The organism is Streptomyces sp. NBC_00539, assembly GCF_036346105.1.
Classification (GTDB): domain Bacteria; phylum Actinomycetota; class Actinomycetes; order Streptomycetales; family Streptomycetaceae; genus Streptomyces.
The window spans coordinates 904,127-929,987 of the sequence record NZ_CP107811.1 but is presented as its reverse complement, the minus strand read 5'-3'; the positions used below and the strand labels follow the sequence as shown (position 1 = coordinate 929,987).

Sequence of the window (25,861 nt, the reverse complement as noted above, 5' to 3'; positions counted from 1 at the left end):
CGGGCAAGGCCGTCGGGGCCGAGGGTTCACGGGGCCTCGTGGCCGAGCGCTCGGTCCCGTTGCTGCCAGCGCCGCCTGATCCACTGGCCCACCAGCGGCAGGGCCGTGAACACGGTGACGATCCACGTCGCGGCGAAGGCCCAGATCAGCGGCTGCGACACGGTCACCGAGGCGGCGACCAGCAGGGCGACGGTCAGCGCGCCGAGCACGCAGGCCGCCACGGCGTGACGCCGGCGGTGTCCGGACCGCAGGCGGCGGTCCAGGGAACGGTCACCCTTGAGTTGGGCCTCGATCGCCGAGAGGGCTCGCCTCTCACGATCGGAGAGTCCGGCTCCGTCCATGACGACGTACCTCCACGGGCTGCCCGCCGGGCGCGGGCCGCAGCCTCTGACCTGCGGCTACCCGGTCTGGAGCGGGTCAATCCCGTGGAGGCACCACGGCCTGCGCCGCAGGTCACCAGATGGAGTTGACCCACTCCGGGTGGTCGATGAACGGGTTCCGGTTGTGCTGGTAGGTATCGAAGATGACCTGGTTGCGGCGCTGCTCGAAGGCGTCCGGCGGATCCATCTGGTTCCACTGCTTGAGCACGCTGATCCGCCCGATCGCGGGCGCCGAGCCGTTGTTGACCTGGTCGTTCGGTTCCAGGTCCGGGAAGCCGTCCCCGCCGTCGTAGCGGACGGCCATGTAGAGCAGCATCCGCGCCACGTCGCCCTTGACCGCGTCGCGCGGCTCGAAGGAGTCGGAGTCGGTGTAGCTGCCCGGGGCCTCGGCGACCGGGCTGCCGCCCATGTCGAAGTCCTTGTTGCCACGGGTGCTGTTGACGGTGACGTCTTCCGGCCTCAGGTGGTGCAGGTCGGTGCCGGGGCCCGTCGCGGTTCCGAAGTCGCCGTGGCTCTTGGCCCAGACGTGCTCGCGGTTCCAGTCGTCGGGGTTCCCGCCGTTGGTGTTCTTGGCCTGGGAGCGGCCCGAGTACACCAGGATGACGTTGTTCGGATTGGCCGGGTCCTGGTCGGTGACCTTGAGGGCGTTCCACACGCCGTCGTAGGTGACCGTGGACTGGTTCTTGATGATCCCGTGCAGTGCGCTCTTGAGCGCTGCGCCGGTCTTGCCCTGGGCCGCCGCGTAGTAGTCGGCGGTGGTCGTGGTGGTGGCGGCTGCGGCGTGGGGAATCGCCGCCGTCCGCTGCTGTCCGGCCGAGGCGGTGGCCGGTATGAGGGCCAGGGCGGCGGCGGTGAGGCCGGCCGCCCAGGGGGCGAGGCGGGAGAATCTCATGACGTGGGGGTACCTCTCCACACGCACCGTCCCCGCCGGTCGGTTGGCGGGGTGTCAGGTGGCAGAGCGAGGCTCACATTGTCATGTATCCAACAGGTGAAAACCATGTGTCGGGAAGGGGTCCGGCCCAGGTGGCAGCCTGGGCCGGACCACGCGTCAGCTGCCCGACGTCACCTGCGGCGCGGGCTCGTACTTGTAGTTGGCCGGGCCGAAGTTCTTCTTGACCGCCGCGTCCCAGGAGCCGTCCGCGACCATCTTCGTCAGCGCGGTGTTGATCTTGCGCTGGAGGTCGGCGTCACCCTTCTTGAGGCCGATGCCGTAGTTCTCGTTGCTCAGGTTCAGCCCGAGCAGCCTGAACTTGCCCTCGTTGCCCTTCTGGGCCGCGTAACCGGCCAGGATGGAGTTGTCGGTCGTCATCGCGTCGGCCTGGTTGTCCTGCAGGGCGACCAGGCAGTCCGAGTAGCTGCCGAGCTCCAGGACGCTGGCCTTGGGCGCCAGCGTCTTGCGGACGTTCTCGGCCGAGGTGGAACCGGTCACCGAACACAGCCGCTTGGAGTTCAGGTCCTCGGCCTTGGTGATCGACGTATCCGTGGAGCGCACGAGCAGGTCCTGGTGCGCGATGAAGTACGGGCCGGCGAAGTCGACCTTCTCCTTGCGCTTGTCGCTGATCGAGTAGCTGGCGGCGACGAACTTGACCTCGTTGTACTGGATCAGCAGCTCGCGGTCGGAGCTGTAGACCTGCTTGAACTCGATCTCGTTCGGCTTGTAGCCGAGCTCCTTCGCGATGTAGGTGGCCACGTCGACGTCGAACCCGGTGTAGGTGCCGTTGGCCTCGCGCATCCCGATCCCGGGCTGGTCGAACTTGATGCCGATCGCGAGCGGCTCCTTGGCGCTGTCACCGGCACACCCCGTGGCGGTGGCGGCGAGGGCGATCACTGCGACGACCGCACCGGCCTTGGGAACCTTCATGCTGCACTCTTTCCTGGGATCGCGGATCACGCGGGAGCGGGACGTACCGGTGCCGGGTAGGGCACGGAGTACGGGGTCGGTACGCAGTGCCGAGCACGTGCGGAACCACACGGTCCGGGTGGCGCGTGTATGAGGAAGCTAGGAAGGTGACGGGCGCAGCGTCACTACATCTGAGGGAAATTTGAGGATAACGATCCGGCTCGGCCGCAGATCCTGCTGTCCTGCAACTCCTCGGCGCGGACGGGCGGATGGGCATTACGGTCATGCCGTGACGGTTCACATGTATTGGGGCTGAAAGGTTCGCAATCGGACGCGGGGAGGTCGCCGCGGATTTCGGCCGTCACGGCGTTCGCTCCGCCTTGATCACCGGCACGTGACAGCATGACTGGGCCATGTCCGGTGAGCGGAGGGGGAGTTCGGTGAGCACAGTACGCAAGAGCCTGGCCAAGGTGGAGATAGCCCTGCGCTGGGATCCCAGCCCGGCCGGGACGCCCGCGCACGACCTCGACATACTGGCCGCCGCGTACGACTCGGCGGCCCTCTACGGTGACCCCGTCTACCTCGTGCACTTCGGCAGCCGCGCGCCCGACGGCACGATCACCCTCAACCGGGACAGCGACACCGGGCAGGGACTCGGCTTCGACGAGGTGATGACCCTCGAACTGAACCGGCTTGCCCCGGGGCTCGGCCGGGTGGTCGTGGGCGTGGTGATCCAGGACCCCGGGCCCGAAGGCGCCCGTACGAAGACCTTCGCCTCCGTGGCCGGTACCGGAGTGCGCATCCGCGAGGGCTACACCGACCTGGCCCGGTCCGACTTCGCGGACGTCGGGGGGTTCAGCGCCGCGACCGTCGCCGAATTCCTCCGGGACCCCTCGGGCGGCTGGTCCCTGGACGCGCGCCCGCGCGGCTTCGACGCCGACCCCGAGCAGTACACGCGGCTGATGGGGGCGCCCCGGCCGTGAGGCGGGCGCCGCTCCGCACAGATCGGGCGGCGGCCACTCGTCGTGCGAGTGACCGCCGCCCGGTCCGGGTGGCGCGCTGCCGCCGTCCCCACGAGGCAGCGCGGGCAGGTCTCCGTCCGGTCATCGGGGACGGTGGCCCACCGGTCTAGGGGGTGGTGCCCGGCGTGATGCCGAGCGAGGGGAGCAGCGCCGCGTCCACGAAGCGCACGAGGTAGTCGGCGTCGGCGTAGCGGCCTTCGAGCACCGGCCTGATCCGCATGACGCCCATCAGCTGTGCGGGCAGGAACTCCACCGCCGGATGGTCCGCGGTGATCTCGCCGCGCGCCACCGCCCGCGCCACCATCGCGTCGAACGCCGCCAGCTCGGGCTCGACCAGCGCCTCGCGCAGCGCCGCCTGGAGCTCCTCGTCGCTGAGCACGGCGTGCCCGAGCGCCTGACTGAGCCGCGTGTCACGACCCGAGGTGCCGGCCGCGATCCGGGCCGCCTCGCGCAGGTCCCCGGCGAGGGTGCCGGTGTCGACCGCGGCGAGGGTGCCCTGCCGGTTCGCGCGCAGGGCGGCGGCGACCAGCTGGGGCTTGGTCTTCCACTGCCGGTAGAGCGTGGACTTGCCGCAACAGGCGCGGGCGGCGATGCCCTCCATGGTCAGGGCTTCGTAGCCGTTCTCGCGCAGCTGCTCCAGGACGGCGTCGTAGAACTCCTGGACCCGCTCGGGGCTGATCTTGGAGCGACGCGCGGAGGCCGGCTCTGTCTGTGTCATGGGTGCGGTCCTCCTCGGCGGCACGGTCCGTCATTCGAGTGTACGGCTACGCCAGCGTATCGGTACACCGGCGTATCGATACGCCAATGTATCGATACACTGGCGTGTCGATGTGTGACGGCCCGGCGGACGAGCTCCGCCCGGCCGCCCGCCGAGTAGAGGAAGCGAGACCGTGGGATGACCACCGAGACGACCCCCGCGGAGCCCCCCACCGGTCCACCCGGACGCGGGCGGGAGCGGCGCCGGCTCCTGCGCGAGCTGCTGCTCGTCGCGGGACTCTTCACCGTCTACAAGGCGGGCCGGATGCTCTCGACCGGCCGCACCGACGAGGCGTTCCGCAACGCCGCGCGGATCTGGGACGCCGAACGCGCGCTGCACCTGCCCGGCGAGGGCGCGGTACAGCGGCTGCTGCTGCACGGCGACACCCTCATACGGTCGGCGAACACCTACTACGCGGGCGTGCACTTCCCGGCGACCGCCCTCTTCCTCATCTGGCTCTACGTCCGGCGCCCCGGCCACTACCTGTGGACCCGCCGCGTGCTCGCGGTCCTCACGGGAGCCGCCCTCGCCCTCCATCTGGCGTTCCCGCTGGCACCGCCGCGGATGCTCCGCGCCGCAGGGCTCATGGACACCGCGCAGGTCTACGGGCCCACCGTCTACCGGGCCGCGCCGGCCACCGACACCCTGGCCAACCAGTTCGCCGCGATGCCCTCCCTGCACTTCGGGTGGGCCCTGATGCTGGCCCTCGGCATGATCGCGGCCACCCGCTCCCGGTGGCGGTACCTGTGGCTGCTGCACCCGTTGGTGACGCTGCTCGTGGTGGTCGGGACGGCCAACCACTACTGGCTGGACGCGGTCGTCGCCGCCGTCCTGCTCGGGGCCGCGCTGCTGTTCGTCCCGCGCCCGGTCACGGGTGGTTCCCGGATCGCCGCCGCGTCGCCGGCCGGTGCGTCTCCCGGCACGGCGCTTCCCGAGGCGGTGTCGCGCGGGGCCGTGTCCTGCGAGGCGGTGTCGCCCGGGGCTGCCCCCGGGGCCGCGTCCCCCGCCGCCGTGCCCTCCGTCGGAGCCGGCCTGCCGGGGCCGCGCCGTGGCCGGGCCGAGTCCGTCGTCGCGGGCGCGGGGAGCCTTCGGTGAACGCCACCGCCCTCGCGGTCGCGCTCTGCCTCGCCTCCGCCGTGGCCTACGCGGCCGCGGCCGTCGCCCAGGAACGCCTCGCCCGCCGTGCCGTCGCCCGCAGCGCCGCCGCGCTGCTCGGCAACGGCGCCTGGTGGTGGTCGGCCGGACTGAACGCCGCCGCCGCGCTGCTGCACGCGGCCGCCCTGCGGTACGGGCCGCTCACCCTGGTCCAGCCCCTGGGCGCCCTCACCCTCGTCGCGGCCGTCCCCCTCGGGGCGCGCGGGGCGGGCCGCCGGGTCGCCGCCACCGAGTGGCGGGGCACCCTGGCCACCGTCGCCGGGCTCGGCCTGCTGCTCCTGCCGGCGTCCGGACCCGCTCCCGACGACACCCTCACGCTGGCCGAGGCCCTCGCCGTCTCCGGCGCGACCGCCGCCGTGATCACCCTGCTGACCCGGGGTGACGTCCGCTCCGGCCTGCGGCACGCCACCGCCTCGGGGCTGGCCTCCGCCGCCGCCTCCGCGCTGACGCAGACCGTGGCGGTGGCGGGCGGCCGGGGAGGGGCCCTGCTGAGCCCGCGGGTGGTCACGGTGGCGCTGCTCGTCGTGGTCTTCGCCGTCGGGGGCATGCTCTTGTCGCAACGGGCCTACCGGGGCGGGCTCGGCGCACCGCTCGCCGTGGTCAACCTGTCCAACCCGCTCGCGGCCGCCGCCATCGGCATGGTCCTGCTCGGCGAACGGCTCCAGGGCGGCGCGCTCGGCATCCTGCTGGCCACCGCGGGCGCCCTCGCCGCGGCGCGCGGGGTGCTGCTGCTGACCCGGACGAGCCCCGGCGACCGGGTGGCCGACCCGGCGCCCGCGCCCGCGACCGCCGCCGCCGCAACGGCCGGCCGGGTCGCGGTGTGAGCGGTTCGACGCTCGACCCGCTCGACGCGCGACCCGCGACCCGCGACCCGCGCGACCCGCGCGGCCCGCACGGTCGGCCGGGCGTCGGCCGGGCCCGCGCCGGCCGGCCGCGCCCGGCACCGGCGACCTCCCCGGAGAACCGATCCCGCCCTCCTCGCGTCCTCCTCCCTGAACGCGCGAGCGAGCGTGCACGAACGAAGCGGAGTGAGCGGGCATGGGCATCATCGGCTGGATCATCCTGGGGCTGCTGGCCGGCGGCATAGCCAAGCTGCTGCTGCCCGGCCGGGACCCGGGCGGACTGATCGGGACCACCCTCATCGGCATCGCCGGTGCCTTCATCGGCGGATGGCTCTCCGCGAAATTCCTCGACCGGCCGATCGAGAACCAGTTCTTCGACGCCGCCACCTGGGGCTCCGCCATCGCCGGCTCGCTCGTCCTGCTGATCGGCTACCGCCTCCTGTTCGGCAACTCCCGCCGCTGACCGCGCCCGGGCCGACGCCTACGCTGGTCACCGCGCGACGCAGACAGCGAAGGAGCCGGAGCGAGATGACCGTCAAGCCGATACCCACCGCCGACCTGTACGACCGGTACGGAGAGGCCCTCGGTCTGTGCACCACCCCCTTCCGCCGGATCGGCGGCCGCGCGGTGTTCGCCGGGCCGGTGCGCACCCTCTCCTGCCACGAGGACAACGCCCTGCTGCGGGAGCTCGTCGGCACACCGGGCGAGGGCGCCGTGCTCGTGGTCGACGGTGGTGGCTCCCCGCGCACCGCGCTCGTGGGCGACCTCATCGCCGGAGCCGCGCTGCGCAACGGCTGGGCCGGACTGATCATCAACGGCTCGGTCCGCGACAGCGACGCCCTCGGCCGCCTCGACCTCGGCATCAAGGCCCTGGGTACGATCCCGCGCAAGAGCGGCAAGACGGGCGCGGGCACCGTCGACGAGCCCGTCACCATCGGTGAGGTCACCTTCCGTCCCGGGGACATCGTCTACGCCGACGACGACGGGGTCGCGGTACTCCCGGCCGGTTCGCCCGCCGCCTGATCCACCGGGGCGTCCGGCCCCTGCGCCGCCGGCACGGGCACTCGACGCGGGGACGACATCCGGCCAGTGCCGCTCCGCGCGCCCTGGCGTCCCCGGGCCCGGCCGGGTTTCACTGCGGGCCCATGAGACGACACAGGATCACGGGCCTGCTGGGCGCGCTCGCGCTCGCCGTGGGCGCCCTGGCCGCCGCGGGACCCGCGAGCGCGGCCACGGCCGGCGCCGCCACCACGGCCGCCACGTCCACCGCGGCCCCCGGCGACGGCCGACCCGGGCAAGACCCGCCCGCCGAGTTCGGCACCGACTGGCACGACCCCCTCACCGCCGCTCCGTCCGTGGCCCGGCCCGGGACCAGGTCCTGCCAAGTGACCCTGGCCGAGGCCCAGTTCCGGGACTTCACCCCGTACCGGGGCAGTTACGCGCCGCCCACCGGCTGCGGCCGGGGCGACTGGGCGGAAGTGGTGCTCCGCCTCGACGGCAAGGTCAAGGGCCGCCAGTACGACCGCCTCGGCAACCTCAGCGTCGGCGGCGTCGAGATCCTGAGCACCTCCACCCCCGAACCCTCGCCCGAGGGCATCACCTGGTCCGTCGAGAAGGACGTCACCCACTACCGGGACACCCTCAGCCGCCCGCAGCCCGTGGAGATGCTGATCGGCAACGTCGTCGACGACACCTACACCGGTGTCATCGACGTCAAGGTCACCCTCACCTTCTACGCCGCCGAAGGCCGCACCCGGCCGGCCGTCACCCCCGACCGCGTCATCCCGCTCACCACCCCGTCCGTGACCACCCCGCGCAACACCGAACGGCTCCTCGCCGAGGTGTACGCCACCGGTTCGGGCGGCGGGTGCGAGGAGTTCTGGTACCTGACCACGCCCGACGCCGCCCCGTACTCCTGCAAGGCGGCGGACGGCCCCTACCGCGAGGTCCGCGTGCTGGTGGACGGGCAACTGGCCGGTCTCGCCGCACCGTTCCCCACCGTCTGGACCGGCGGATGGTCCAACCCGTTCCTCTGGTACGTCACCCCCGGCCCCCACGCCTTCGACGTTCAGCCCCTGCACTACGACCTCACGCCCTACGCGGCGCTCCTCAACGACGGCCGCCCCCACCGCATCGAGGTGTCGGTGGCCGGGGTCCCGGCCGGGCAGAGCGGCTGGAGCACCCCGGCGAACCTGCTGCTGTGGCAGGACCGGGGCCGTGCGGTGGTCACCGGCGCCCTCACCCGGCACGAGGAGAGCGATCCGGCCAACTCCGTCCGCTGGACGCCCGGGACCGAGCACCGGCTCGACACCGGGGCGGGCCACTCCCTGACCGTCGCCGGACACCTCGACACCTCCCACGGCCGGGTCACGACCACGGTCAGCCGGGCGGTGCGCAACACCTCCGTGCACCGCTGGACCGAGGGCGAGGACCTCGACGCGCTGTCCGCGCGGTGGACCGACGAGGAGACCGTGTCCCACGGGGAGGCCGCCACGACGACCCGGCGCACCTACACGATGGACGGTGAAACCACCCTGGGCGCGGGGGGCCGGCTGCGCACCGTCCTCTCCCTCGGCGACAGGGCGGACACCTCCACCCTGCGCGGCGGCCGCCAGGTCGGGTGGTCGCGGCTGGAGGACACGTACGCGGGAGACGCGAGTTACACCGCCGACGTCCCGCGCGAGCAGCGGCACGCCGTGGGCACCACGACGGTGCGCTACCGGCTGTCCGGTTCCGAAGCCGGCTGCTACGACCGTACGGTCGCCACCGCGCAGGGCGTGCTCACGCAGGACCGCCGGCGCTGCTGACGCAGAGCGCCCGGGTACCCGTACATCGGGTACCCGGGCGGTGAAGGGCCTCTTTAGTACGGGCCGTTGACGTTGTCGATCGAACCGTAGCGGGCGGCCGCGTAATTGCAGGCGGCGGTGATGTTCGCGACCGGGTCGTAGGAGTTCAGCGAGGTTCCCGGTACGTGATAGGCGCGGAAGGTCGGGTCGATGACCTGGAGCAGCCCCTTGGAGGGGATACCGGCCGCGGCGTTGGAGTCCCAGTTGTTGATCGCCATGGGATTGCCCGAGGACTCGCGCATCACATTGCGCAGAATTCCGTTGTAGCTGCCGGGAATACCGTGCTGGGCCATGATGTCCAGCGACTGGCGGATCCAGCCGTCGAGATTGTTGGTGTAGGAGGTGGTGGGCCGCGCCACGGCCTGGACCGCCGTCGCCGTCTTCGGCGCCGTGCCGAGGGTCAGCTTGATGCCGGGCCGGATGACCGAGGGGTTGGCGCCGACGACGCTCTTGTTCGCCTCGTACAGCTGCTGCCAGCCGCCTGCGACGGAGTGCGCGGCCGCGATCTGCGAAAGGGTGTCACCGGCGACCACGGAGTACGTGGTGGGAGCGGCGGTGGTCTCCGTCGCGCCGGCCGTGGTCGCACTGACCAGCGGGAGGGCGAGGGCCGCTCCGCCCGTGCCGGCCACGGCCAGCTTGCGGGCGATCGGGTGCTGCTTCGGCCGTCGGTGCTTACCCTTTGGGCGCATGGCGCAATTCCTCACGTGGGGGTACGGGAGAGCCCTCGTGGCGACCGGTTTCGACGGGCGGCCACTGGGAACGAGGTGACCGTAGGCGAATCCTGGCGACCGGAACAAGGCGTGAATTCCGCTGGGTGATCGACATACCGCATGACGCCCGGTAAATGACCTTGGGAATGCGTTCCCCGGAAAGCCAACTTTCTTTCCGGGGAAAGGGAATCGGGCCTTTCCGGGAATTGATGTTGACGCGCCCCGAGTGACTCACATCACGAGCGGACGGGCCTCTCGCCAAACCGGGGCAACTTCCCCCTCCGAGTGGCGGATTGGGGCGACCGGGCTGTTATGCGCGAATCGCCCATCAAGGACTTATTCCGGCATGCCGAGCCCCCGTCCGTGCCGTATCAGCGCCGTCCGGTGAGGAGCCGGTCGTCGTGCCGGAGCCCGGTCAGCGCCGCGAGGGCGTCCGTCACCACGCCCTTCGAGGCCGGCAGCAACGGGAGGCGTACGCCCGGGGAGGGGATCCGGCCCTGGGCGTGCAGCACCGCCTTGATCACCGCCGGGTTGGGCTCGGCGAACAGCGCCGCCGAGAGCCGGGCCAGGGCGTGCCCCAGGGCCCGGGCCCGAGCGACGTCCCCCGACCGCCACGCCGAGGTGAGCTCGGCGTACCGCTCCGTCGCCACGTGCGCGGAGGCGAGGATCCCGCCCGCCGCACCGAGCGCGAGCAGCGGCGAGAGGTACACGTCGTCACCCGCCAGGAATGCGAAGCCCGCGGGGAGTTCGCCGAGCAGCGCCACCGTGTCCTGGTCGATCCCCCCGGCCGCGTACTTCACCCCCGCCACCCCGGGCAGTTCCCCGAGCGCCCGCAGCGCGGCCGCGTCCAGCGGCTGCCCCGTCCGGTACGGGACGTGGTACACGATGAGCGGTACCGGACTCACCTCGGCCAGCCGTGCGAAGTGCGCCGTCACCCCCGCCGCCGAGGGCCGCACGAACGGCGGCACCGTCACCAGTGCCGCCATCGCCTGCGGCCACCGGGCCAGCCGCGCGAGCGCCGCTTCGGCGGCCCGGGTCCCGCTCGCCCCGGCGCCCACCGTCAGCGGCGCGCCCCGCTCCCGGCAGACCCGGGCGCACACGGTGGTGACGAGGTCCCGCTCCGCCTCGTCGAGCGCGGCCGCCTCCGCGGTGGTACCGAGGGCCACGATCCCGGTGGCACCCGCGTCCAGTACCTCGTGCGCGAGGGATTCCAGCGTCCCGGCGGCGACGTCCCCGCCGGGAGTGAAGGGGGTGATCAGGGGGACGTGGACCCCGTGGAGCGGAAGGTCGCGTGCCGTGTGCCGCGCCGTGTGCTGTGCGAGGTGCTCCGCTGGCCGCCGCGCGCTGTTTCGTGTCATGTCCCGTGCCATGCCGAACAGCTTCGTGGCGCCCCAGCATCAAATCCAGTGAGCGTTCCTTACCTGAACCGTAAGCTGGGCCGATGCTCGACGTACGCCGCCTGCGCCTGCTGCGCGAACTCGCCCACCGGGGCACCATCGCCGCCGTCGCCGAAGCCCTCGCTTTCAGCCCGTCGGCGGTGTCCCAGCAACTCGGCGTCCTCGAACGCGAAGCAGGTCTGCCCCTGTTGGAGCGCACCGGCCGCCGGGTCCGGCTCACCCCGGCCGGCCACAACCTCGTCCGGCACGCCGATGCCGTCCTGGAACGGCTGGAGCAGGCCGGCGCCGAACTCGCCGGAGCCCGCCTCGGCCTCACCGGAGCCCTGCGCATCGGGTCCTTCCCCACCGCCACGCGGGCCCTCGTCCCGGCGGCCCTGGCCGCCCTCTCCCGCCGCCACCCGGGGCTGGAGCCGATGGTCCGCGAAACCGATCCGGCGGCGGTCGCGCACGCGCTGCGCGCCGGTGAGCTCGACGTGGCCCTGGTCCACGAGTACGACTTCGTCCCCGCGGCGCGGGAGCCGGGCCTGGCCACCGAGCCGCTCTTCGAGGAGGCCATGTACCTCGCCGCCCCGGCCTCCGCCGGGCCCGCGGGATGCCCGGCGCAGACCCGGACCGGCCAGGAGGAGGTACTGCGCCGCCACGCCGAAGCGCCCTGGATCACCGCGGTGCCCGGAACGCTCTGCCACGCCATGACCGTACGGGCCTGCCGGGCGGCGGGCTTCGAACCCCGGATCCGGCACCAGGCCGACGAGTTCGCCACCGTCCTCGCCCTCGTCGCCGTCGGTCAGGGTGTGGCCGTCGTCCCGCAGCTCGGCCTCACCGGCTGCGACCACGACCGCGTGGTCCTCACCCGGCTGCTCATGGCACGACGGACCCTGCTCGCCTTCCGCAGCGGAGCGGCCGGCCATCCCGGTGTCACGGCGCTGGGCGCGGCGCTGCGGGAAGCGCTGCCCTCCCCACTGGCCGGATCCCGCGCCATCGGGTGACGCAACTCCCGTACGGGGCGGCGTCCGTGTACGTTCGGTCATCCGGACAGAGCCGACCAGAACGGGGTACGAAGTGACGCATCGCGTACGAGGGGTCATCGCGCGGAGCAAGGGCGCGCCCGTGGAGACGACCACGATCCTCGTGCCGGACCCGGGCCCCGGCGAGGCGCTGGTCAAGGTGCAGGCCTGCGGGGTCTGCCACACCGACCTGCACTACCGCGAGGGCGGGATCAACGACGAGTTCCCCTTCCTCCTCGGCCACGAGGCGGCCGGCATCGTGGAATCGGTCGGCCCCGACGTGACCTCCGTCGCCCCCGGTGACTTCGTCATCCTCAACTGGCGCGCCGTGTGCGGCGACTGCCGCGCCTGCCGGCGCGGCCGCCCCTGGTACTGCTTCGCCACGCACAACGCGGCACAGCCCATGACCCTGGAGGACGGCACCGCGCTCTCCCCGGCCCTCGGCATCGGGGCCTTCGCCGAAAAGACCCTGGTGGCGGCCGGACAGTGCACCAAGGTCGACCCGGCCGCCTCGCCCGCCGCGGCGGGGCTGCTGGGCTGCGGAGTGATGGCGGGCCTGGGCGCCGCCCTGAACACCGGCAACGTCGGCCGCGGGGACTCGGTCGCCGTCATCGGCTGCGGGGGAGTGGGCAGCGCGGCCGTGGCGGGCGCCCGGCTGGCCGGCGCCTCCCGCATCATCGCCGTCGACCTCGACGACCGGAAGCTGGAGTGGGCGCGGGGCCTGGGCGCCACCCACACCGTCAACGGCCGCACCGAGGACGTGGTCAAGGCCGTGCAGGAACTGACCGGCGGCAACGGCGCGGACGTGGTCATCGAGGCCGTGGGCCGCCCCGAGACGTACCGGCAGGCCTTCTACGCGCGCGACCTCGCCGGCACCGTGGTGCTCGTCGGCGTCCCCACACCGCAGATGCAGCTCGACCTCCCGCTCCTGGACGTCTTCGGGCGCGGCGGAGCCCTCAAGTCCTCCTGGTACGGCGACTGCCTGCCGGAACGCGACTTCCCGATGCTGATCGACCTCTACCTCCAGGGCCGGCTCGACCTGGACGCCTTCGTCTCCGAGACGATCCCGCTGGACGCGGTCGAGGCGGCCTTCGAGCGGATGCAGCGGGGAGAGGTGCTCCGCTCGGTGGTCCTGATCTGACACAGCCGACGCCGGTCGGGCCTGGCGTTCGCTTATGGTGCGATCATGAGCGAACAACAGGCCCCGCGGCAGGCCCCCTTGCAGCCCATGCCCACCGACTGGCAACGCGCCCTGGCGGTCGTCGCCCATCCGGACGACCTGGAGTACGGCTGCGCGGCCGCCATCGCCGACTGGACGGACGGCGGGCGGGAGGTCGTCTACCTCCTGGCCACGCGGGGCGAGGCGGGCATCGACACCACCGCACCGGCCGAATGCGCCTCGGTGCGCGAGGCGGAGCAGCGGGCGAGCGCGGCGGTCGTCGGGGTGTCGACCGTCGAGTTCCTCGACTACCGGGACGGCGTGGTCGAATACGGCCTCGGCCTGCGCCGGGACATCGCCGCGGCCATCCGCCGCCACCGCCCGGAACTCGTCATCACCCTCAACCACCGCGACACCTGGGGCGGCGCCGACGGCGGCGGCGTCTGGAACACCCCCGACCACAAGGCCGTCGGCCGGGCCACGCTGGACGCCGCGGGTGACGCCGGCAACCGCTGGATCTTCCCCGAACTCCTCGCGGAGCAGGGCCTGGAGCCCTGGGACGGAGTGCGCTGGGTCGCGGTGTCGGGCACCACCACGCCGACCCACGCGGCCGACGCGGGCCCGGGCTTCGAACGCGCCGTCCAGTCGCTGCTCAAGCACGAGGCGTACATCGAGGTGCTGACCGACCAGGACCCGCAGGAGTACGTCCGCACCTTCCTGACGGACAACGCCCAGCGGGCGGCGGCCCGGTTCGGCGGCCGGCCGGCGGTAGCGTTCGAGCTCTTCCCGCGCTGACCGGCACCCCGCTAAGCTGACGGTCCGTCAATCCGTGGGCCTACGGTGATCGGGGTAGCGGTGATCGACACCACCAGTACGGACATCGCGCAGGGCGAGGAGCGGATCCGGCTGGAGGTGGCGGACACGGTCGCCGTCCTCACCCTCTGCCGCCCGGACCGGCTCAACGGGTGGAGTTGGGAGTCCACCCGCCAGCTGGGCCTGCTGGCCGACCGGATCCGCTTCGACCCGGGCGTACGGGTGGTCCTGCTGCGGGCCGAGGGCAGGGCGTTCTGCGCCGGGATCGACGTCAGGGCCCCGGGCGGCGACATCACGGGGGAGAGCGCCGCCGAACGGACCCGGAACTACTACGAGGGCATCCGCTGGGTGCACGAGCGCTTCGCCGTCCTCGCCGGGCTGCCCCAGCCGGTGGTCGCCGCGGTGCAGGGCTACTGCCTCGGCTTCGGCTTCGAGCTCGCCCTGATGGCCGACGTCCGGGTGGCCGCCGAGGACGCGGTCTTCGCGCTGCCCGAGGCGGCCCTGGGCGTCGCGGTGGACGCGGGCGGCGACCTGCGCATCGCCCGCGACGCGGGCGCGGGCTGGGCGAAGTTCCTGGCCCTGACCGGCCGCCGCATCGATGCCGCCACCGCGGAACGCCGGGGCCTGGTGCAGCTCGTCGTACCGGCGGCCGAGCTCGCAGCCACGGCCCGCGCGGTGGCCGCGGAGATCGCCGCCAACGCGCCGCTGGCCGTCCAGGGCATCAAGCGGGCCGTCGACGCCTATGCGGACGCCGCCCTCCCGGCGGCCCTCGACCGGGCGGCGATGACGGCGGCCCTCACCCTCACCTCGCGCGACGCGAGCGAGGGCTACGGAGCGAAAGCCGCCCGCCGGCCGCCGCACTTCACGGGAACGTGAACCGGCGACGCCGCGCACCACGCACCGCCCGCTGACCGCCTCACGGCTCACGCCTCACGGCTCACCCCGTGAACGGGCCGCGCCCGAGTTGCTCCCGCACCGGCACCACATCAGGGTTGACCAGGGACCGGCGTTGCCAGTTCGCGCCGTCGACCACCAGGGTGTGCCCGGTGATGAAGCGGGCGTAGGGGGAGGCCAGGAAGGTGGCGGCCCAGCCCAGCTCGCGCGGCTCCCCGACCCGCAGGGCCGGCTGGCGGGCGGCGAGGGCGCCTGCGGCCACGGTCCGGTCCAGGCCGTCGCGGATGTGCCGGGCCATCTCCTCGTGCGGGAACAGCCCCGGAACCAGGCCGTTGATCCGGATGCCGTACGGGCCCCACTCGACGGCGAGCGTCTCCACCAGGTTCTTCACCCCCGCCTTCGCGGCGGCGCTGTGCGCGAAGCCGGGGCCGCCGGTCCAGGCGTAGGAGGCCCCGATGCTGACGATCGACCCGGGCGTGCCGGCCGCGAGGTGGCGGCGGCCGAACTCGCGGGTCATGAACCAGGTGCCGGTCAGGGTGATGTCGACCACCGCCCGCCAGGCGTTCGGCGACAGGTCCTCCGCCGGACAGGGGAAGTTCGCGGCCGCGTTGTTGACCAGCACGTCCGGCGTCCGTCCGGAGGCGGCCGCAGCCGCGTCGAAGACCTCCGCGACCCGTTCGTGGTCCCGGATGTCGCAGACGGCGGCCGTCACCCGGCCCGCTCCGGGGACGGCGGCCAACTCCGCGCACGCCGCCTCCAGCGGCTCCGGGCGGCGCCCGGCGATCACCACGTCCGCGCCCAGCCGCGCGAACTCGGCGGCGATCGCCTTGCCCAGTCCCGTCCCGCCGCCGGTGACGAGTACGGCCTGCCCCGCGTACGTGCCGGCGGGCAGGGCGGCGGCACCGGAGGGTGGCGGCGCGGGGAGCCCGCGCGGAAGGTTCTTCACGCGTCCATCGATAGCGTGCGGGCGTCCAGATCACCATCCCCGCGCGGCCACGAGCCGTCCTGCGGCCGTTCCTCCCGCCACGGCCTAACTCCCCGGGTCGTAGGCCTGCTTGGTCGCACAGGTCCACACGACCGGCTTGAGCCCGCCGCTCGCGTTCACGGCCGCCCCGCCCACCCGGCCGTCGTCCGACACGGCGTCGGCCATGCTGGCCCCGCCCGCCGCGAGCCTCGGCAGCGCCTTGACCGGGCCGGAGCCCGGCCACAGCTGCGCCTGGTCCGGCAGGATCGGCTGCTCGGGGTGGAACTTGGCGGTGCCGACGCTCACGCCGGTCGTCGCACTGATCGCCTCGAACGTGCCGTACGGGTGCGTGCTGAGGACGCCCGGGGTGGCGCCGGGGGCCGTGTGCGGGGGAGTCCACACCCACGGCGTGTACTCGTGCCAGGGTCCCTGCCAGTCGTAGCCCACGATCCGGGTGCTCTCGTCGAGGTCCTGGACGTAGCTCTCCTCGTAGGCGCCGGTGCCGGTGGGGGCCAGGAGCCGGGCGGCCGTCCCGTCGGCCGGCCACAGAACGGGGTAGGTCCCGTGGAGGTGCTCGCCGGTCTCGGGCACCTCGTGGTCCTGCTCGGCCTGGCCGAGGATGTCCCCCGCGCGATTGATGCCCGTGACCATCTTGATCCGGGTGCCGGGACCGGCGTCCGCCGGAAGGGGCAGCTCCCGCACCTTGCGGCCGTCCTTCCACACCGTCCCCACCCAGCTGTCGGAGCGGGAGACGACGAACCCGGCGTCGTTGACGTCGGCCTCCAGGTCGGACCCGTCGCTCTCCGGCAGCAGGGTGATCGCCGCCGCGCCCTGCTGGTAGGTGAACAAGGTGGTCTTCCCGAGGGCGTCGAGCACCCCCACCATCAGCCCGTGGGCGTTGACGGCGAGCACCTGCCCCCTCTGGTCCGGGTCGGTCAGCGGGACCCGGTGGACCGTGGTGCCGGTCCAGTAGACGGGTTCGTACCCGGAGACCCCGACGGCGAGGTCGCCCGCGCCGAGGTCCATGACGCCCTGGGAGCGCCGGGCGTCGCGCTCGTACGTGTCGGCCCCCAGCGAGCCGAGCACCTGGATCCGCGGTGTGCACGTGGCCGCCGCGCCGGCCGTGGCGGCCGGCCCTCCCGCGGTGATCAGTCCTGCCACGACCACGGCCGCGGCGGCCGTGACCGCGCCGCGCCGGATGCGAACGTCACCCATCGGTCAAGTCCCCCCTGGGAAGTGTGCGTTGCGGCGGTGTCATGTCCCCCTGACACCTGCCGTTCGATGCTAACCGGATCGAACGGTTGTGCGCCGGTGAACGGCGGAGCGCGTCCGCGACGCGCGCCGATGACGTCGATACCGGCGGCCGCAACCGTTCCCAAACAGGCAAGCGACCGCTTAGTATGCGCTCGGAGTGTGGTTCCTCGACGGCGGCTGGAGGCCCCGGATGCAGGCATGGCGCGTACATACCCCCGGCGAGCCCCGCGAGGCCATGCGCCTCGAAGAGGTGCCCGAACCGGTACCCGGCGAGGGCGAGGTACGGCTCAAGGTACTCGCGGCGAACGTCAACTTCCCCGACGCGCTGCTCGCGCGCGGCCAGTACCAGATCCGGCCGCCGCTGCCCTTCACGCCCGGCGTCGAGATCTGCGGCGAGACCGAGGACGGCCGCCGCGTCATCGCCAACCCGAGCATGCCGCACGGCGGTTTCGCCGAGTACGTCACCGCGCCCGCGCGCGCCCTGCTGCCGGCCCCCGGCACACTGGACGACGCCGAGGCGGCCGCCCTCCACATCGGCTACCAGACCGGCTGGTTCGGCCTGCACCGCCGGGCCCGCCTCCGCGCCGGCGAGACGCTGCTCGTGCACGCCGCCGCCGGCGGGGTCGGAAGCGCCGCCGTCCAGCTCGGCAAGGCCGCCGGGGCCACCGTGATCGGCGTCGTCGGAGGCAAGGCCAAGGCCCGCACGGCCGAGGAACTGGGCTGCGACCTCGTCATCGACCGCACCGGCGAGGACATCGTCGCCCGCGTCAAGGAGTTCACCGGCGGCTGCGGAGCCGACGTGGTCTACGACCCGGTCGGCGGTGACGCCTACACCGCCTCCGCCAAATGCGTGGCCTTCGAGGGCCGGATCGTGATCGTCGGCTTCGCCGGCGGCACCGTCCCCGCCCCGGCGCTCAACCACGCCCTCGTCAAGAACTACGCCATCCTCGGCCTGCACTGGGGCTTGTACGCCGCCAAGGACCCGGCCGCGATCCTCGCCTGCCACGACGAACTCACCCGTCTCGCCGCCGAGGGCGCCGTCAGACCGCTCGTCAGCGAACGCGTCCCGCTCGCCGCGGCCGCCGACGCCGTACAGCGCGTCGCCGACGGCACCACGACCGGACGGCTGGTCGTCGTGCCCTCCCTCGACGGAGGTACCCGGTGATCACCGCCGAGGAGCTGCTCACCCGCGTCCGCGACCTGCTCGCCGCCCACCCGCCCGCCACCACCGCCCCCGCCGACTTCCTGCGCGCGCGCTTCGACGCCGGACTCGCCTGGGTGCACTACCCCGAGGGCCTCGGTGGCCTCGGCGCACCCCGCGCCCTGCAAGCCGTCGTGGACGGCGAACTGGAGGCCGCCGGAGCCCCCGACAACGACCCGCGGCGGATCGGCATCGGCCTCGGCATGGCCGCGCCCACGATCCTCGCCTACGGCACCGAGGAGCAGAAGCGCCGCTTCCTGCGGCCCCTGTGGCTCGGCGAGGAAGTCTGGTGCCAGCTCTTCAGCGAGCCCGGCGCCGGCTCGGACCTGGCCGCGCTCGGCACCCGCGCCGTCCACGACGAGGCGAGCGACGAGTGGACCGTCGACGGCCAGAAGGTGTGGACCTCCAGCGCCCACACCGCCCGCTGGGCCATCCTCATCGCCCGCACCGACCCCTCCCTGCCCAAGCACCAGGGCATCACGTACTTCCTCTGCGACATGCACGCCCCCGGCGTCGAGGTCCGCCCCCTGCGCCAGATCACCGGCGAGGCCGAGTTCAACGAGGTGTTCCTCACCGGCGTCCGCATCCCCGACAGCCACCGGCTCGGCGCCGTCGGCCAGGGCTGGGCGGTCGCCCGCACCACCCTCATGAACGAACGCGTCTCCATCGGCGGCATGCGGATCCCCCGCGAAGGCGGCATGATCGCCCCCGTCGCCGCGGCCTGGCGGGAACGCCCCGCACTGCGCACCCACGCCCTGCACCAGAGGCTGCTGGAACTGTGGGTCGAGGCGGAGGTCGCCCGGCTCACCGGCGAACGGCTGCGCCAGCAGCTCGCCGCGGGGCAGCCCGGCCCCGAGGGCAGCGGCATGAAACTCACCTTCGCCCGCCTCAACCAGGAGATCAGCGGCCTGGAGGTGGAACTCCTCGCGGAAGAGGGGCTCCTGTACGAGGACTGGACGATGCGCCGCCCCGAGATCGTCGACTTCACCGGCCGGGACGCCGGCTACCGCTACCTGCGCGCCAAGGGCAACAGCATCGAGGGCGGCACCAGCGAAATCCTCCTCAACATCGTCGCCGAACGCGTCCTGGGCCTGCCGCCCGAGCCGCGCGACGACAAGGACCTCGCCTGGAAGGACCTGGCCCGATGAGCGCACCCTTCGACCTGCTCTACTCCGAGGCGGAGGAGGAACTGCGCTCCGCCGTACGGGCCCTGCTCACCGACCGGTGCCCGCCCGCGGCGATCCTCGCCCGGGTCGAGGGCGGCCGGCCCCACGACCCGGGGCTGTGGGAGACCCTCGCCGCCGGGATCGGCGCCGCCGGACTGCTCGTCCCGGAGAAGCTCGGCGGCCAGGGCGCCGGTCACCGCGAGGCGGCGGTGGTGCTGGAGGAGCTCGGCCGGGCCGTGGCACCGGTCCCGTACCTGACCAGCGGGGTCCTGGCGACGGAGATCCTGCTCGGCTGCGACCCCTCCTCCGCCGAAGCGATGACGCTGCTGCGGGAGGTGGCCTCCGGCCGGCAGGTGTGCGTACCGGCAGTGCCGCTGACCCTGGCCCCCGGCGCACCGCTGCCGACGCCCGTACGGGACGCGGGAGGCGGCGTACTGAGCGGCTCCGTGGGCTTCGTCGCCGACGCGGTGGCCGCCGACGTGCTGCTCGTCCTCGCCGACACCGGCCTGTACGCGGTGCCGGTGGCGGAGGTCTCGCTCACTGCGCTGGTCCCGCTGGACCTGACCCGGCCGCTCGCCACCGTCGGCCTCGACGGCGCCATCGGGACCCGGCTCGCCGACCCCGCCACCGCCCGGGCCGCCGTCGCCGGGGCACTGCTCGCCGGGGCCGGGCTGCTCGCCTCCGAGCAGGTGGGCATCGCCGAGTGGTGCCTGACCGAGACGGTGGCCCACGTCCGCACCCGCCACCAGTTCAACCGGCCCATCGGCTCCTTCCAGGCGCTCAAGCACCGCCTGGCCCGGCTCTGGCTCGACGTCGCCTCCGCCAGGGCAGCGGCGCGCGCGGCCGCCGACGCCCTCGCGACGGGCACCGCCGACGCACCGCTGACGATCGCCGTCGCCCAGGCCTACTGCTCGGGAGTCGCGGTGCGGGCCGCCGAGGAGTGCGTCCAGCTGCACGGCGGGACCGGGATGACCTGGGAGCACCCGGCGCACCTGTACCTCAAGCGGGCCAAGGCCGCCGCGGCGGCCCTGGGGACGGCGGGCCACCACCGCAGCCTCGTCGCCGACTTCGCCGAACTCCCCGCGCCGTAAACCGTTCCCCCACCCCTGGGGCAGTCGTGCCCCAGGGGTGACCTCGTCCGCCGGACCGCGTTAGACCGCGTAGCACGGGCCATCGAGCGAGGAGAACGCATGCACGCAGCATCCGCCGCACCACTCACCCGTCGCGCGGTCCTCCGTACGGCCTTCACCACGGCGGTGCTCGCCGGAACGGCCGCGGCCCTGGGACCCGTCCTGCGCGCCCGGCGTCCCCGCCAGACGCTCACCCCGGCCCCGCTGGTGGAGGAGTCGTACCGCGGCCGCCACATCAGCGTCGACCCCGTCGCGGCCGCGGTGCGCATCGACGGGCGACCCCTGCACGTGATGCGCCGGGCCGACGGCAGCTACCTGAGCGGGATCAACCACTTCCAGTCCTTCGCCACCCCGATGGAGCTGGCCCGCGCGGCCGTGGACGAGCTGGGCACCACGCAACTGGCCATGGCCGCCCCCCACCACGGCTGACGGCAGGAGACCCGCTGTGTACACCCGGCAGAACCAGAAGGACCTGACCCGCGCGCAGAAGCAGCGGTTCACTGCGGCCGTGCTGGAGCTCAAGCGCAACGGCACCTACGACCAGTTCGTCCGCACCCACGGCAAGTACTTCGTCCCCGACCGGGACCGCAAGCTGCGGGTCGGACACATGTCGCCGTCCTTCTTCCCCTGGCACCGGCGCTTCCTGCTGGAGTTCGAGAAGCAGCTGCGCTCCGTGGACGCCGGCGTGTCCATCCCGTACTGGGACTGGACCACCGACAACAGTCCCGCCTCCTCCCTGTGGGCCGAGGACTTCCTCGGCGGCACCGGACGCGAGGGCGACCACCAGGTGATGACCGGCCCCTTCGCCTACGGCAAGGGCAACTGGACGGTGACCGTCGGGGTCTCCGAGGCCCGCTACCTCACCCGCAACCTCGGCCGCCCGCAGACCCCGATCAAACTCCCCACCAGGGCCGAACTCCAGTGGGCGGTCGACGACCCCGCCTACGACACCGCGCCCTGGGACTCCACCGCGCGGGGCGGCGGCTTCCGCAACAAGCTGGAGGGCTGGGCCGCGCCGAAGAGCGAGCGCTGGCGCAACCACAACAAGGTCCACCAGTGGATCGGCGGCCACATGACGGGCGGTACCGCCCCCAACGACCCGGTGTTCTGGCTGCACCACGCCTTCGTGGACCTGGTCTGGGACCGCTGGCAGCAGAAACACCCGGATTCCGGCTACCTGCCCGCGCAGCCCCCTGCGCTGGGCGACCCCCAGCACGGCCGGGTCATCGCCCTCGACGAGCCGATGCCGCCGTGGAACGTCACCCCGCGCGAGATGCTCCGCCACCAGGGCCAGTACCGCTACGAGTGACCCGGCGCCCCCTCAACGGGCCGCACGCGTACCGGCCGCCCCACACCGAAAGGGCCCCCGCCGTCGGCGGGGGCCCTCGTTCACTCGGTCATGCGGTCATGCGGTCCGGCGGACGATCACTCGCCGTAACCCTCGGTGTGGTGCTCGTCGCCACCCGACGCGTTGACGCAGGTGTTGCCGAAGGCCGGGTTGAGCAGGGCGATCACGTTCACGGTGTTGCCGCAGACGTTGACCGGTACGTGCACGGGGACCTGGACCAGGTTGCCCGACAGGACACCGGGGGAGCCGATCGCCGCACCGTGCGCTCCGGCATCGGCGACGGCCAGACCCGCACCGGCCGCCACGGCGGTACCGGCGACAGCGGTGATGGCGAATGCCTTCGCGATACGCGACATCAAGATCTCCTCGTGAGATTGGATCGCCGCAGAGCTGCGGCATTTGACATGGCATACAACGCCGTGGCCGCCGAGGGGTCACGGCCGCTGCTCCTACCCGGTGACGGAAAAACGCACGGACGCGAAGTACGGTCGTACCGGGGTCACCGTTCCGGGCCGCAACACCGCCACCGGGGCGCCCGCGCAGCGCGGCTCCCGGTACAAGGTCGCGGTGGCCCGGCCGTGGTTGGTGACCGCCCGGCCACCGCCGCCCTCCGCCGCCACACAGCCCCGGGGCGCGTCCAGGCCGTGGACCCTGTCGTCCTGGCCGACGTACTGGAAGTCGGGTCCGCCGGCCGCCGCCGCGGCGCCGGAGGCCGCGCCGGCCGCCAACAGCAGGACGGGCACCACGCCCGTCCGTACGACGCTTCGAAGGGTGCGGTCGATCGACATGGCTCGCATGCCCGGTCCAACCCGCCGCGCACCGGGCCGGGTCACGGCTTGTCACCCTTCGGGAGGGTGTGCGACCGTGCCCGGAACAGCGGATTCGGTGCCCCCGCGACGGGAAGGCGCCCCCAGGAGGTCACGATGAGTCCAGCGGGCGGCACCCGGCCCCGGGCCCGCACCCGGTACGGCGTGGTCGAGGGCAGGCTGGAGGAGGGCGGCATCAGCGTCTTCCGCGGCATCCCCTACGCCGCCCCGCCCGTCGGAGCGCTCCGGTTCGCCGCCCCCCGGCCGCCGGCCGCCTGGGACGGGGTACGCGACGCGGGCGCCTTCGGGCCCACCGCTCCCAAAGTGCCCTACCCGGACCGGTACGCGTCGCTGCTCCCGGACCCGGAGATCCCCGGCGACGACTGCCTGAACCTCAACGTGTGGACCCCCGACCCCTCTCCCGGGGCCGGGCTGCCGGTCATGGTGTGGATCCACGGGGGCGCCCTCACCAGGGGGTCCTCCGCCGTCCCCGTCTACGACGGATCGGCCTTCGCCCGGGACGGGATCGTCCTGGTCTCGCTCAACTACCGGCTCGGCGCCCTCGGCTACGGCGTCTTCCCCGACGCCCCCGCCAACCGGGGCCTGCTGGACCAGATCGCCGCCCTCACCTGGGTCCGGGACAACATCGGGGCCTTCGGAGGCGATCTCGGCCGCGTCACCGTCTTCGGGGAGTCCGCCGGCGCCATCAGCGTCGGCGCCCTGCTGGCCGCGCCCCGCGCCGCCGGCCTGTTCGCGCGCGCCGTCATGCAGAGCGGGCCGCCCGAGGTGCTGCCCCGCGAGCGGGCCCGTCCGATGGTCCGCAAGATGGCCTCGCTGCTCAAGGTTCCCGCCACCGCGACGGCCTTCACCGCCGTCGCCCTGCCGGACCTGCTGGCCGCGCAGGCAGCCGTGCTGCGCCGCTCCGGCCCGGTCACCGGCGGGCCCGCCTTCGGCCTGGTCGCCGACCCCGAATCGCTGCCCGGGGACCCGGCGTCGGCCGCGGCGGCCTGCGCCGTACCGCTGCTGCTCGGCTGGACCGCCGAGGAGCACCGGCTCTGGCTCGCGCCCACCGGGGCGATGCGGCTGCTGGACCGGATGGGCCCGCTCGCGGTGGAACTGGCCCGCGTGCGCAGCGGCAAGGACCGCGCCGCCGTACGGGCGCTGCGCGCCGCCCTGCCGGGGGCCGGTCCCGCCGACCTCGCCGGGCACCTGCTCACCGACCGGCTGCTGCGCGATCCGCTGCGCCGGCTCGCCGGAGCCCGCAGGGCCGCTCCGACCCACCTGTACGAGTTCGGCTGGCCCAGCGGCGTGCCGGGTCTCGGTGCCTGCCACGCACTGGAGCTGGGCTTCGTCTTCGACACCCTCCACAAGCCGGAGTCGGCCTGGCTCGCGGGACCCGACGCGCCGCAGGAACTGGCCGACGAGATGCACGCGGCCTGGGTCCGGTTCGCCGTCGCCGGGGACCCGGGATGGGCTCCGTGGGACGGCTACGGCCCGCCGAAGGTGTTCGGCGGGCCGCAGCGGGAGGAGCGGGACGCTCAGCGGGCCGTGGGGTTCATCCCGTAGGCCGCCGGGCACCCGGCCCCGTCATTCGACGGGGCCCTCCATGACCTTGCTGATGAACTCGATGGGGCCTTCGCCCATGTTCGGCACGTACGTCTTGGCGTTGTGCTCGCCGCCCGCGATGACCCTCAGGCTGGTGTGGATCGGTCCCTTGCCGTAGGTGGCGATGAACTTCTGCACGTCGGGGAGGGTTCTCTTGTTGTTCTCGTTGTCGCCGACCTGGAAGGCGAGGTAGACCTCCGGGCTGCCCTTCTTGTCGATGAGCTGCTTCGCCAGCAACTCCGGGTTGTTCTCGGCCTTCTCCTTGTCGTGGCCCTTCCACAGGGAGGAGTCGGGGACGATGTCCGGTCCGGAGCAGATGGCGGCCTTGAACTTCTCCGGGTACTTGAGCACGGCCTTGAGGCTCGCGAAGCCGCCCGTGGAGGAGCCCATGAAGGCCCAGCCGTCACGGGACTTGATCGTGCGGAAGTTCTCCCGCATCAGGTCCGGGACGTCATCGGTCAGCCACGTGCCCATCTTGGGCTGGCCGGGGATGTCCGAGCCGTCCCAGTAGATTCCCTTGTCCGGCTCCGGGTTCAGTACGGGCATGGCGAGGATGAAGGGCTTGCTCTTGCCCTCGCTGTACCACTTGCTGATGCTGGCCTGGAGCTTGAGGTCGGTGCCCATCCAGTAGTTCACCGGGAAACCGGCGCCGCCGGGCAGCGCGATCATGACCGGGAAGCCGCTCTTGGCGAACTTGGGGTCGTTGTACTCCTTCGGAGCCCAGACCCACACCTTCCCCTTGAAGCCCGACTTCTTGCCGTCCAGTGTCGTCACGGCCACGTGGGTGCCGTCGGACAGGGTCGACTCGTTCTTGAACACCGCCGTCGGGTTCGTGGGCATCGACATCTTCGAGCTCGCCGCCGGCTTGGCGGCTTCCCCGCCGCCGCCGGGCTTGGCCCCGCCGAAGCTGACCGCCTTGCCCTTGTCGCTGAAGGGAGGTATGTCGAAGTGGCTCATCACCAGGGCCGCGACACCCGCGAGGGCCAGGACGGTGGTACCGGCGATCAGCCAGCGCTTGACCCGGGACTTGCGGCGCGGGGGCTCCTCGTCGTACGGCGGTTCACCGTACGTTTCGTACGCCCGGGTCTGGTCGTACTGCTCGTCGTACTGCTGCTCGTGCTGTCCGGGCCGGCGGTACTGGGGCTGCTGCTCGTACGGGGACGGCCCGCGCTGCTGCGGCGGCTGCTGTCCGTAGCCCTGCTGCCCGTAGCCGCGCTGGTCGTACCCCTGCTGGTCGTGGCCCTGCCCGTCCGGCCGGCCGTACCCCTGCGGGTTGCCGTACTGCTGCGGGGGACGCTGCTGACCGCCCTGGCCCTGCTGCCCGGCGGGGCGGCCGCCGTACTGCCGGCCCTGCTGCTGCCCGTACGGCGGTTGTGGTGGCTGCGGTTGCTGTCCTTCCGGCCGGTACGGCGGCTGGTACTGCTGCCCGTCGGGTGAGTACGACATGTGCGGTGGCTTCTCCGGCTTGGTACTGCCCCGTCGGGGCGGGGTGGACTGCTTCCGTTCGAATGATGAACGAAACTACCTGTTGGTTCCTCATTTTGCCTTCTCTTGACCTTCCCCGGGCT

The 25,861-nt window shown here is 73.0% G+C and carries 27 protein-coding genes; 16 read left to right on the top strand and 11 right to left on the bottom strand.

Annotation, left to right across the window (positions count from 1 at the left end):
- Window positions 1–26: 26 nt before the first annotated feature.
- The 3 genes from OG861_RS04225 to OG861_RS04215 all read right to left on the bottom strand — a co-directional run bounded on the left by OG861_RS04225 (window position 27) and on the right by OG861_RS04215 (window position 2,241).
- The gene (locus OG861_RS04225; protein ID WP_329200374.1) at window positions 27–341 is read right to left on the bottom strand and encodes a DUF3040 domain-containing protein; all 315 of its coding nucleotides are present in this window, start codon (window positions 339–341) and stop codon (window positions 27–29) included.
- Between the two features lie 112 nt (window positions 342–453).
- Window positions 454–1,272 carry an endonuclease I family protein gene (locus OG861_RS04220; RefSeq protein ID WP_329200375.1) on the bottom strand — a complete coding sequence of 273 codons (819 nt, stop codon included), beginning with the start codon at window positions 1,270–1,272 and terminating at the stop codon, window positions 454–456.
- 156 nt (window positions 1,273–1,428) lie between these two features.
- Window positions 1,429–2,241: a glutamate ABC transporter substrate-binding protein gene (locus OG861_RS04215; protein ID WP_330261260.1), complete on the bottom strand. Its 813-nt coding sequence runs from the start codon at window positions 2,239–2,241 to the stop codon at window positions 1,429–1,431.
- 419 nt (window positions 2,242–2,660) lie between these two features.
- Here OG861_RS04215 and OG861_RS04210 point away from each other — a divergent pair, with 419 nt between their 5' ends.
- Entirely contained in the window at window positions 2,661–3,203 is a 543-nt protein-coding gene (locus OG861_RS04210) for a TerD family protein (protein ID WP_329200379.1), read from the top strand.
- A 145-nt stretch (window positions 3,204–3,348) separates the two neighbouring features.
- On the opposite strand, the gene OG861_RS04205 is transcribed toward OG861_RS04210, so the two are convergent.
- Window positions 3,349–3,960, bottom strand: a complete 612-nt coding sequence (locus OG861_RS04205; RefSeq protein ID WP_329200381.1) for a TetR/AcrR family transcriptional regulator — start codon at window positions 3,958–3,960, stop codon at window positions 3,349–3,351.
- Window positions 3,961–4,137: 177 nt separating this feature from the next.
- Here OG861_RS04205 and OG861_RS04200 point away from each other — a divergent pair, with 177 nt between their 5' ends.
- The 5 genes from OG861_RS04200 (at window position 4,138) to OG861_RS04180 (ending at window position 8,803) form a co-directional block, all read left to right on the top strand.
- Window positions 4,138–5,094 carry a phosphatase PAP2 family protein gene (locus tag OG861_RS04200; protein WP_330261259.1) on the top strand — a complete coding sequence of 319 codons (957 nt, stop codon included), beginning with the start codon at window positions 4,138–4,140 and terminating at the stop codon, window positions 5,092–5,094.
- Window positions 5,091–5,978: a hypothetical protein gene (locus OG861_RS04195; RefSeq protein ID WP_329200384.1), complete on the top strand. Its 888-nt coding sequence runs from the start codon at window positions 5,091–5,093 to the stop codon at window positions 5,976–5,978. The genes OG861_RS04200 and OG861_RS04195 overlap by 4 nt, the downstream gene beginning before the upstream one ends.
- Before the next feature lie 214 nt (window positions 5,979–6,192).
- The gene (locus tag OG861_RS04190; protein ID WP_329200386.1) at window positions 6,193–6,459 is read left to right on the top strand and encodes a GlsB/YeaQ/YmgE family stress response membrane protein; all 267 of its coding nucleotides are present in this window, start codon (window positions 6,193–6,195) and stop codon (window positions 6,457–6,459) included.
- Between the two features lie 65 nt (window positions 6,460–6,524).
- A complete protein-coding gene (gene rraA / locus OG861_RS04185; RefSeq protein ID WP_330261258.1) occupies window positions 6,525–7,019 on the top strand; it encodes a ribonuclease E activity regulator RraA in 495 nt (164 codons plus the stop codon).
- A gap of 122 nt (window positions 7,020–7,141) precedes the next feature.
- On the top strand, window positions 7,142–8,803 hold the full coding sequence (locus OG861_RS04180) for a peptide-N4-asparagine amidase (RefSeq protein ID WP_443064454.1): 1,662 nt from the start codon (window positions 7,142–7,144) through the stop codon (window positions 8,801–8,803).
- A gap of 53 nt (window positions 8,804–8,856) precedes the next feature.
- On the opposite strand, the gene OG861_RS04175 is transcribed toward OG861_RS04180, so the two are convergent.
- Window positions 8,857–9,531, bottom strand: coding sequence for a transglycosylase SLT domain-containing protein (locus OG861_RS04175; protein ID WP_329200390.1), 675 nt, complete (start codon window positions 9,529–9,531; stop codon window positions 8,857–8,859).
- 392 nt (window positions 9,532–9,923) lie between these two features.
- Window positions 9,924–10,910 (bottom strand): dihydrodipicolinate synthase family protein, encoded by a 987-nt coding sequence (locus tag OG861_RS04170; protein ID WP_330261257.1) that lies wholly within the window; start codon window positions 10,908–10,910, stop codon window positions 9,924–9,926.
- An 83-nt stretch (window positions 10,911–10,993) separates the two neighbouring features.
- On the opposite strand from OG861_RS04170, the gene OG861_RS04165 reads away from it, so the two are divergent.
- From OG861_RS04165 to OG861_RS04150, 4 genes are all read left to right on the top strand, one after another.
- A complete protein-coding gene (locus tag OG861_RS04165) occupies window positions 10,994–11,935 on the top strand; it encodes a LysR family transcriptional regulator (protein WP_330261256.1) in 942 nt (313 codons plus the stop codon).
- A gap of 73 nt (window positions 11,936–12,008) precedes the next feature.
- On the top strand, window positions 12,009–13,094 hold the full coding sequence (locus tag OG861_RS04160) for an S-(hydroxymethyl)mycothiol dehydrogenase (protein ID WP_330261255.1): 1,086 nt from the start codon (window positions 12,009–12,011) through the stop codon (window positions 13,092–13,094).
- A gap of 45 nt (window positions 13,095–13,139) precedes the next feature.
- Window positions 13,140–13,907, top strand: coding sequence for a PIG-L deacetylase family protein (locus OG861_RS04155; protein ID WP_330261254.1), 768 nt, complete (start codon window positions 13,140–13,142; stop codon window positions 13,905–13,907).
- 60 nt (window positions 13,908–13,967) lie between these two features.
- Window positions 13,968–14,801, top strand: a complete 834-nt coding sequence (locus OG861_RS04150; protein WP_330261253.1) for an enoyl-CoA hydratase/isomerase family protein — start codon at window positions 13,968–13,970, stop codon at window positions 14,799–14,801.
- 61 nt (window positions 14,802–14,862) lie between these two features.
- Here the strand turns inward: OG861_RS04150 and OG861_RS04145 are convergent, their stop codons facing one another.
- Window positions 14,863–15,765 (bottom strand): SDR family oxidoreductase, encoded by a 903-nt coding sequence (locus tag OG861_RS04145; RefSeq protein ID WP_330261252.1) that lies wholly within the window; start codon window positions 15,763–15,765, stop codon window positions 14,863–14,865.
- 84 nt (window positions 15,766–15,849) lie between these two features.
- Window positions 15,850–16,998: a hypothetical protein gene (locus OG861_RS04140; RefSeq protein ID WP_330261251.1), complete on the bottom strand. Its 1,149-nt coding sequence runs from the start codon at window positions 16,996–16,998 to the stop codon at window positions 15,850–15,852.
- A 229-nt stretch (window positions 16,999–17,227) separates the two neighbouring features.
- Between OG861_RS04140 and OG861_RS04135 the strand changes: the two genes are divergently transcribed.
- The 5 genes from OG861_RS04135 (at window position 17,228) to OG861_RS04115 (ending at window position 21,843) form a co-directional block, all read left to right on the top strand.
- A complete protein-coding gene (locus OG861_RS04135) occupies window positions 17,228–18,202 on the top strand; it encodes an NADPH:quinone oxidoreductase family protein (RefSeq protein ID WP_330261250.1) in 975 nt (324 codons plus the stop codon).
- Window positions 18,199–19,386: an acyl-CoA dehydrogenase family protein gene (locus OG861_RS04130; RefSeq protein WP_329200408.1), complete on the top strand. Its 1,188-nt coding sequence runs from the start codon at window positions 18,199–18,201 to the stop codon at window positions 19,384–19,386. The genes OG861_RS04135 and OG861_RS04130 overlap by 4 nt, the downstream gene beginning before the upstream one ends.
- Window positions 19,383–20,495, top strand: coding sequence for an acyl-CoA dehydrogenase family protein (locus OG861_RS04125; RefSeq protein WP_329200410.1), 1,113 nt, complete (start codon window positions 19,383–19,385; stop codon window positions 20,493–20,495). Before OG861_RS04130 ends, OG861_RS04125 begins: the two co-directional genes overlap by 4 nt.
- A gap of 99 nt (window positions 20,496–20,594) precedes the next feature.
- Complete coding sequence (locus OG861_RS04120; RefSeq protein ID WP_329200412.1) at window positions 20,595–20,963, top strand: tyrosinase family oxidase copper chaperone; 369 nt, start codon at window positions 20,595–20,597, stop codon at window positions 20,961–20,963.
- A gap of 16 nt (window positions 20,964–20,979) precedes the next feature.
- Window positions 20,980–21,843 carry a tyrosinase family protein gene (locus OG861_RS04115; protein ID WP_329200415.1) on the top strand — a complete coding sequence of 288 codons (864 nt, stop codon included), beginning with the start codon at window positions 20,980–20,982 and terminating at the stop codon, window positions 21,841–21,843.
- Between the two features lie 116 nt (window positions 21,844–21,959).
- On the opposite strand, the gene OG861_RS04110 is transcribed toward OG861_RS04115, so the two are convergent.
- Window positions 21,960–22,238, bottom strand: a complete 279-nt coding sequence (locus OG861_RS04110; RefSeq protein WP_136212270.1) for a chaplin — start codon at window positions 22,236–22,238, stop codon at window positions 21,960–21,962.
- Between the two features lie 93 nt (window positions 22,239–22,331).
- Entirely contained in the window at window positions 22,332–22,670 is a 339-nt protein-coding gene (locus OG861_RS04105) for a hypothetical protein (protein WP_329200419.1), read from the bottom strand.
- 135 nt (window positions 22,671–22,805) lie between these two features.
- Here OG861_RS04105 and OG861_RS04100 point away from each other — a divergent pair, with 135 nt between their 5' ends.
- Complete coding sequence (locus OG861_RS04100; protein ID WP_330261249.1) at window positions 22,806–24,254, top strand: carboxylesterase/lipase family protein; 1,449 nt, start codon at window positions 22,806–22,808, stop codon at window positions 24,252–24,254.
- A 21-nt stretch (window positions 24,255–24,275) separates the two neighbouring features.
- Here OG861_RS04100 and OG861_RS04095 read toward each other — a convergent pair whose 3' ends face one another.
- Window positions 24,276–25,739 (bottom strand): alpha/beta hydrolase, encoded by a 1,464-nt coding sequence (locus OG861_RS04095; RefSeq protein ID WP_443056701.1) that lies wholly within the window; start codon window positions 25,737–25,739, stop codon window positions 24,276–24,278.
- Between the last annotated feature and the right edge of the window lie 122 nt (window positions 25,740–25,861).

Coding starts and splice junctions, on each gene's coding strand:
- OG861_RS04165 (WP_330261256.1), top strand. CDS start 10,994: ATGCTCGACGTACGCCGCCTGCGCCTGCTGCGCGAACTCGCCCACCGG.
- OG861_RS04215 (WP_330261260.1), bottom strand. CDS start 2,241: ATGAAGGTTCCCAAGGCCGGTGCGGTCGTCGCAGTGATCGCCCTCGCC.
- OG861_RS04200 (WP_330261259.1), top strand. CDS start 4,138: ATGACCACCGAGACGACCCCCGCGGAGCCCCCCACCGGTCCACCCGGA.
- OG861_RS04220 (WP_329200375.1), bottom strand. CDS start 1,272: ATGAGATTCTCCCGCCTCGCCCCCTGGGCGGCCGGCCTCACCGCCGCC.
- OG861_RS04125 (WP_329200410.1), top strand. CDS start 19,383: ATGAGCGCACCCTTCGACCTGCTCTACTCCGAGGCGGAGGAGGAACTG.
- OG861_RS04175 (WP_329200390.1), bottom strand. CDS start 9,531: ATGCGCCCAAAGGGTAAGCACCGACGGCCGAAGCAGCACCCGATCGCC.
- OG861_RS04225 (WP_329200374.1), bottom strand. CDS start 341: ATGGACGGAGCCGGACTCTCCGATCGTGAGAGGCGAGCCCTCTCGGCG.
- OG861_RS04100 (WP_330261249.1), top strand. CDS start 22,806: ATGAGTCCAGCGGGCGGCACCCGGCCCCGGGCCCGCACCCGGTACGGC.
- OG861_RS04155 (WP_330261254.1), top strand. CDS start 13,140: ATGAGCGAACAACAGGCCCCGCGGCAGGCCCCCTTGCAGCCCATGCCC.
- OG861_RS04205 (WP_329200381.1), bottom strand. CDS start 3,960: ATGACACAGACAGAGCCGGCCTCCGCGCGTCGCTCCAAGATCAGCCCC.
- OG861_RS04105 (WP_329200419.1), bottom strand. CDS start 22,670: ATGTCGATCGACCGCACCCTTCGAAGCGTCGTACGGACGGGCGTGGTG.
- OG861_RS04180 (WP_443064454.1), top strand. CDS start 7,142: ATGAGACGACACAGGATCACGGGCCTGCTGGGCGCGCTCGCGCTCGCC.
- OG861_RS04110 (WP_136212270.1), bottom strand. CDS start 22,238: ATGTCGCGTATCGCGAAGGCATTCGCCATCACCGCTGTCGCCGGTACC.
- OG861_RS04095 (WP_443056701.1), bottom strand. CDS start 25,739: ATGTCGTACTCACCCGACGGGCAGCAGTACCAGCCGCCGTACCGGCCG.
- OG861_RS04140 (WP_330261251.1), bottom strand. CDS start 16,998: ATGGGTGACGTTCGCATCCGGCGCGGCGCGGTCACGGCCGCCGCGGCC.
- OG861_RS04135 (WP_330261250.1), top strand. CDS start 17,228: ATGCAGGCATGGCGCGTACATACCCCCGGCGAGCCCCGCGAGGCCATG.
- rraA (WP_330261258.1), top strand. CDS start 6,525: ATGACCGTCAAGCCGATACCCACCGCCGACCTGTACGACCGGTACGGA.
- OG861_RS04170 (WP_330261257.1), bottom strand. CDS start 10,910: ATGACACGAAACAGCGCGCGGCGGCCAGCGGAGCACCTCGCACAGCAC.
- OG861_RS04120 (WP_329200412.1), top strand. CDS start 20,595: ATGCACGCAGCATCCGCCGCACCACTCACCCGTCGCGCGGTCCTCCGT.
- OG861_RS04190 (WP_329200386.1), top strand. CDS start 6,193: ATGGGCATCATCGGCTGGATCATCCTGGGGCTGCTGGCCGGCGGCATA.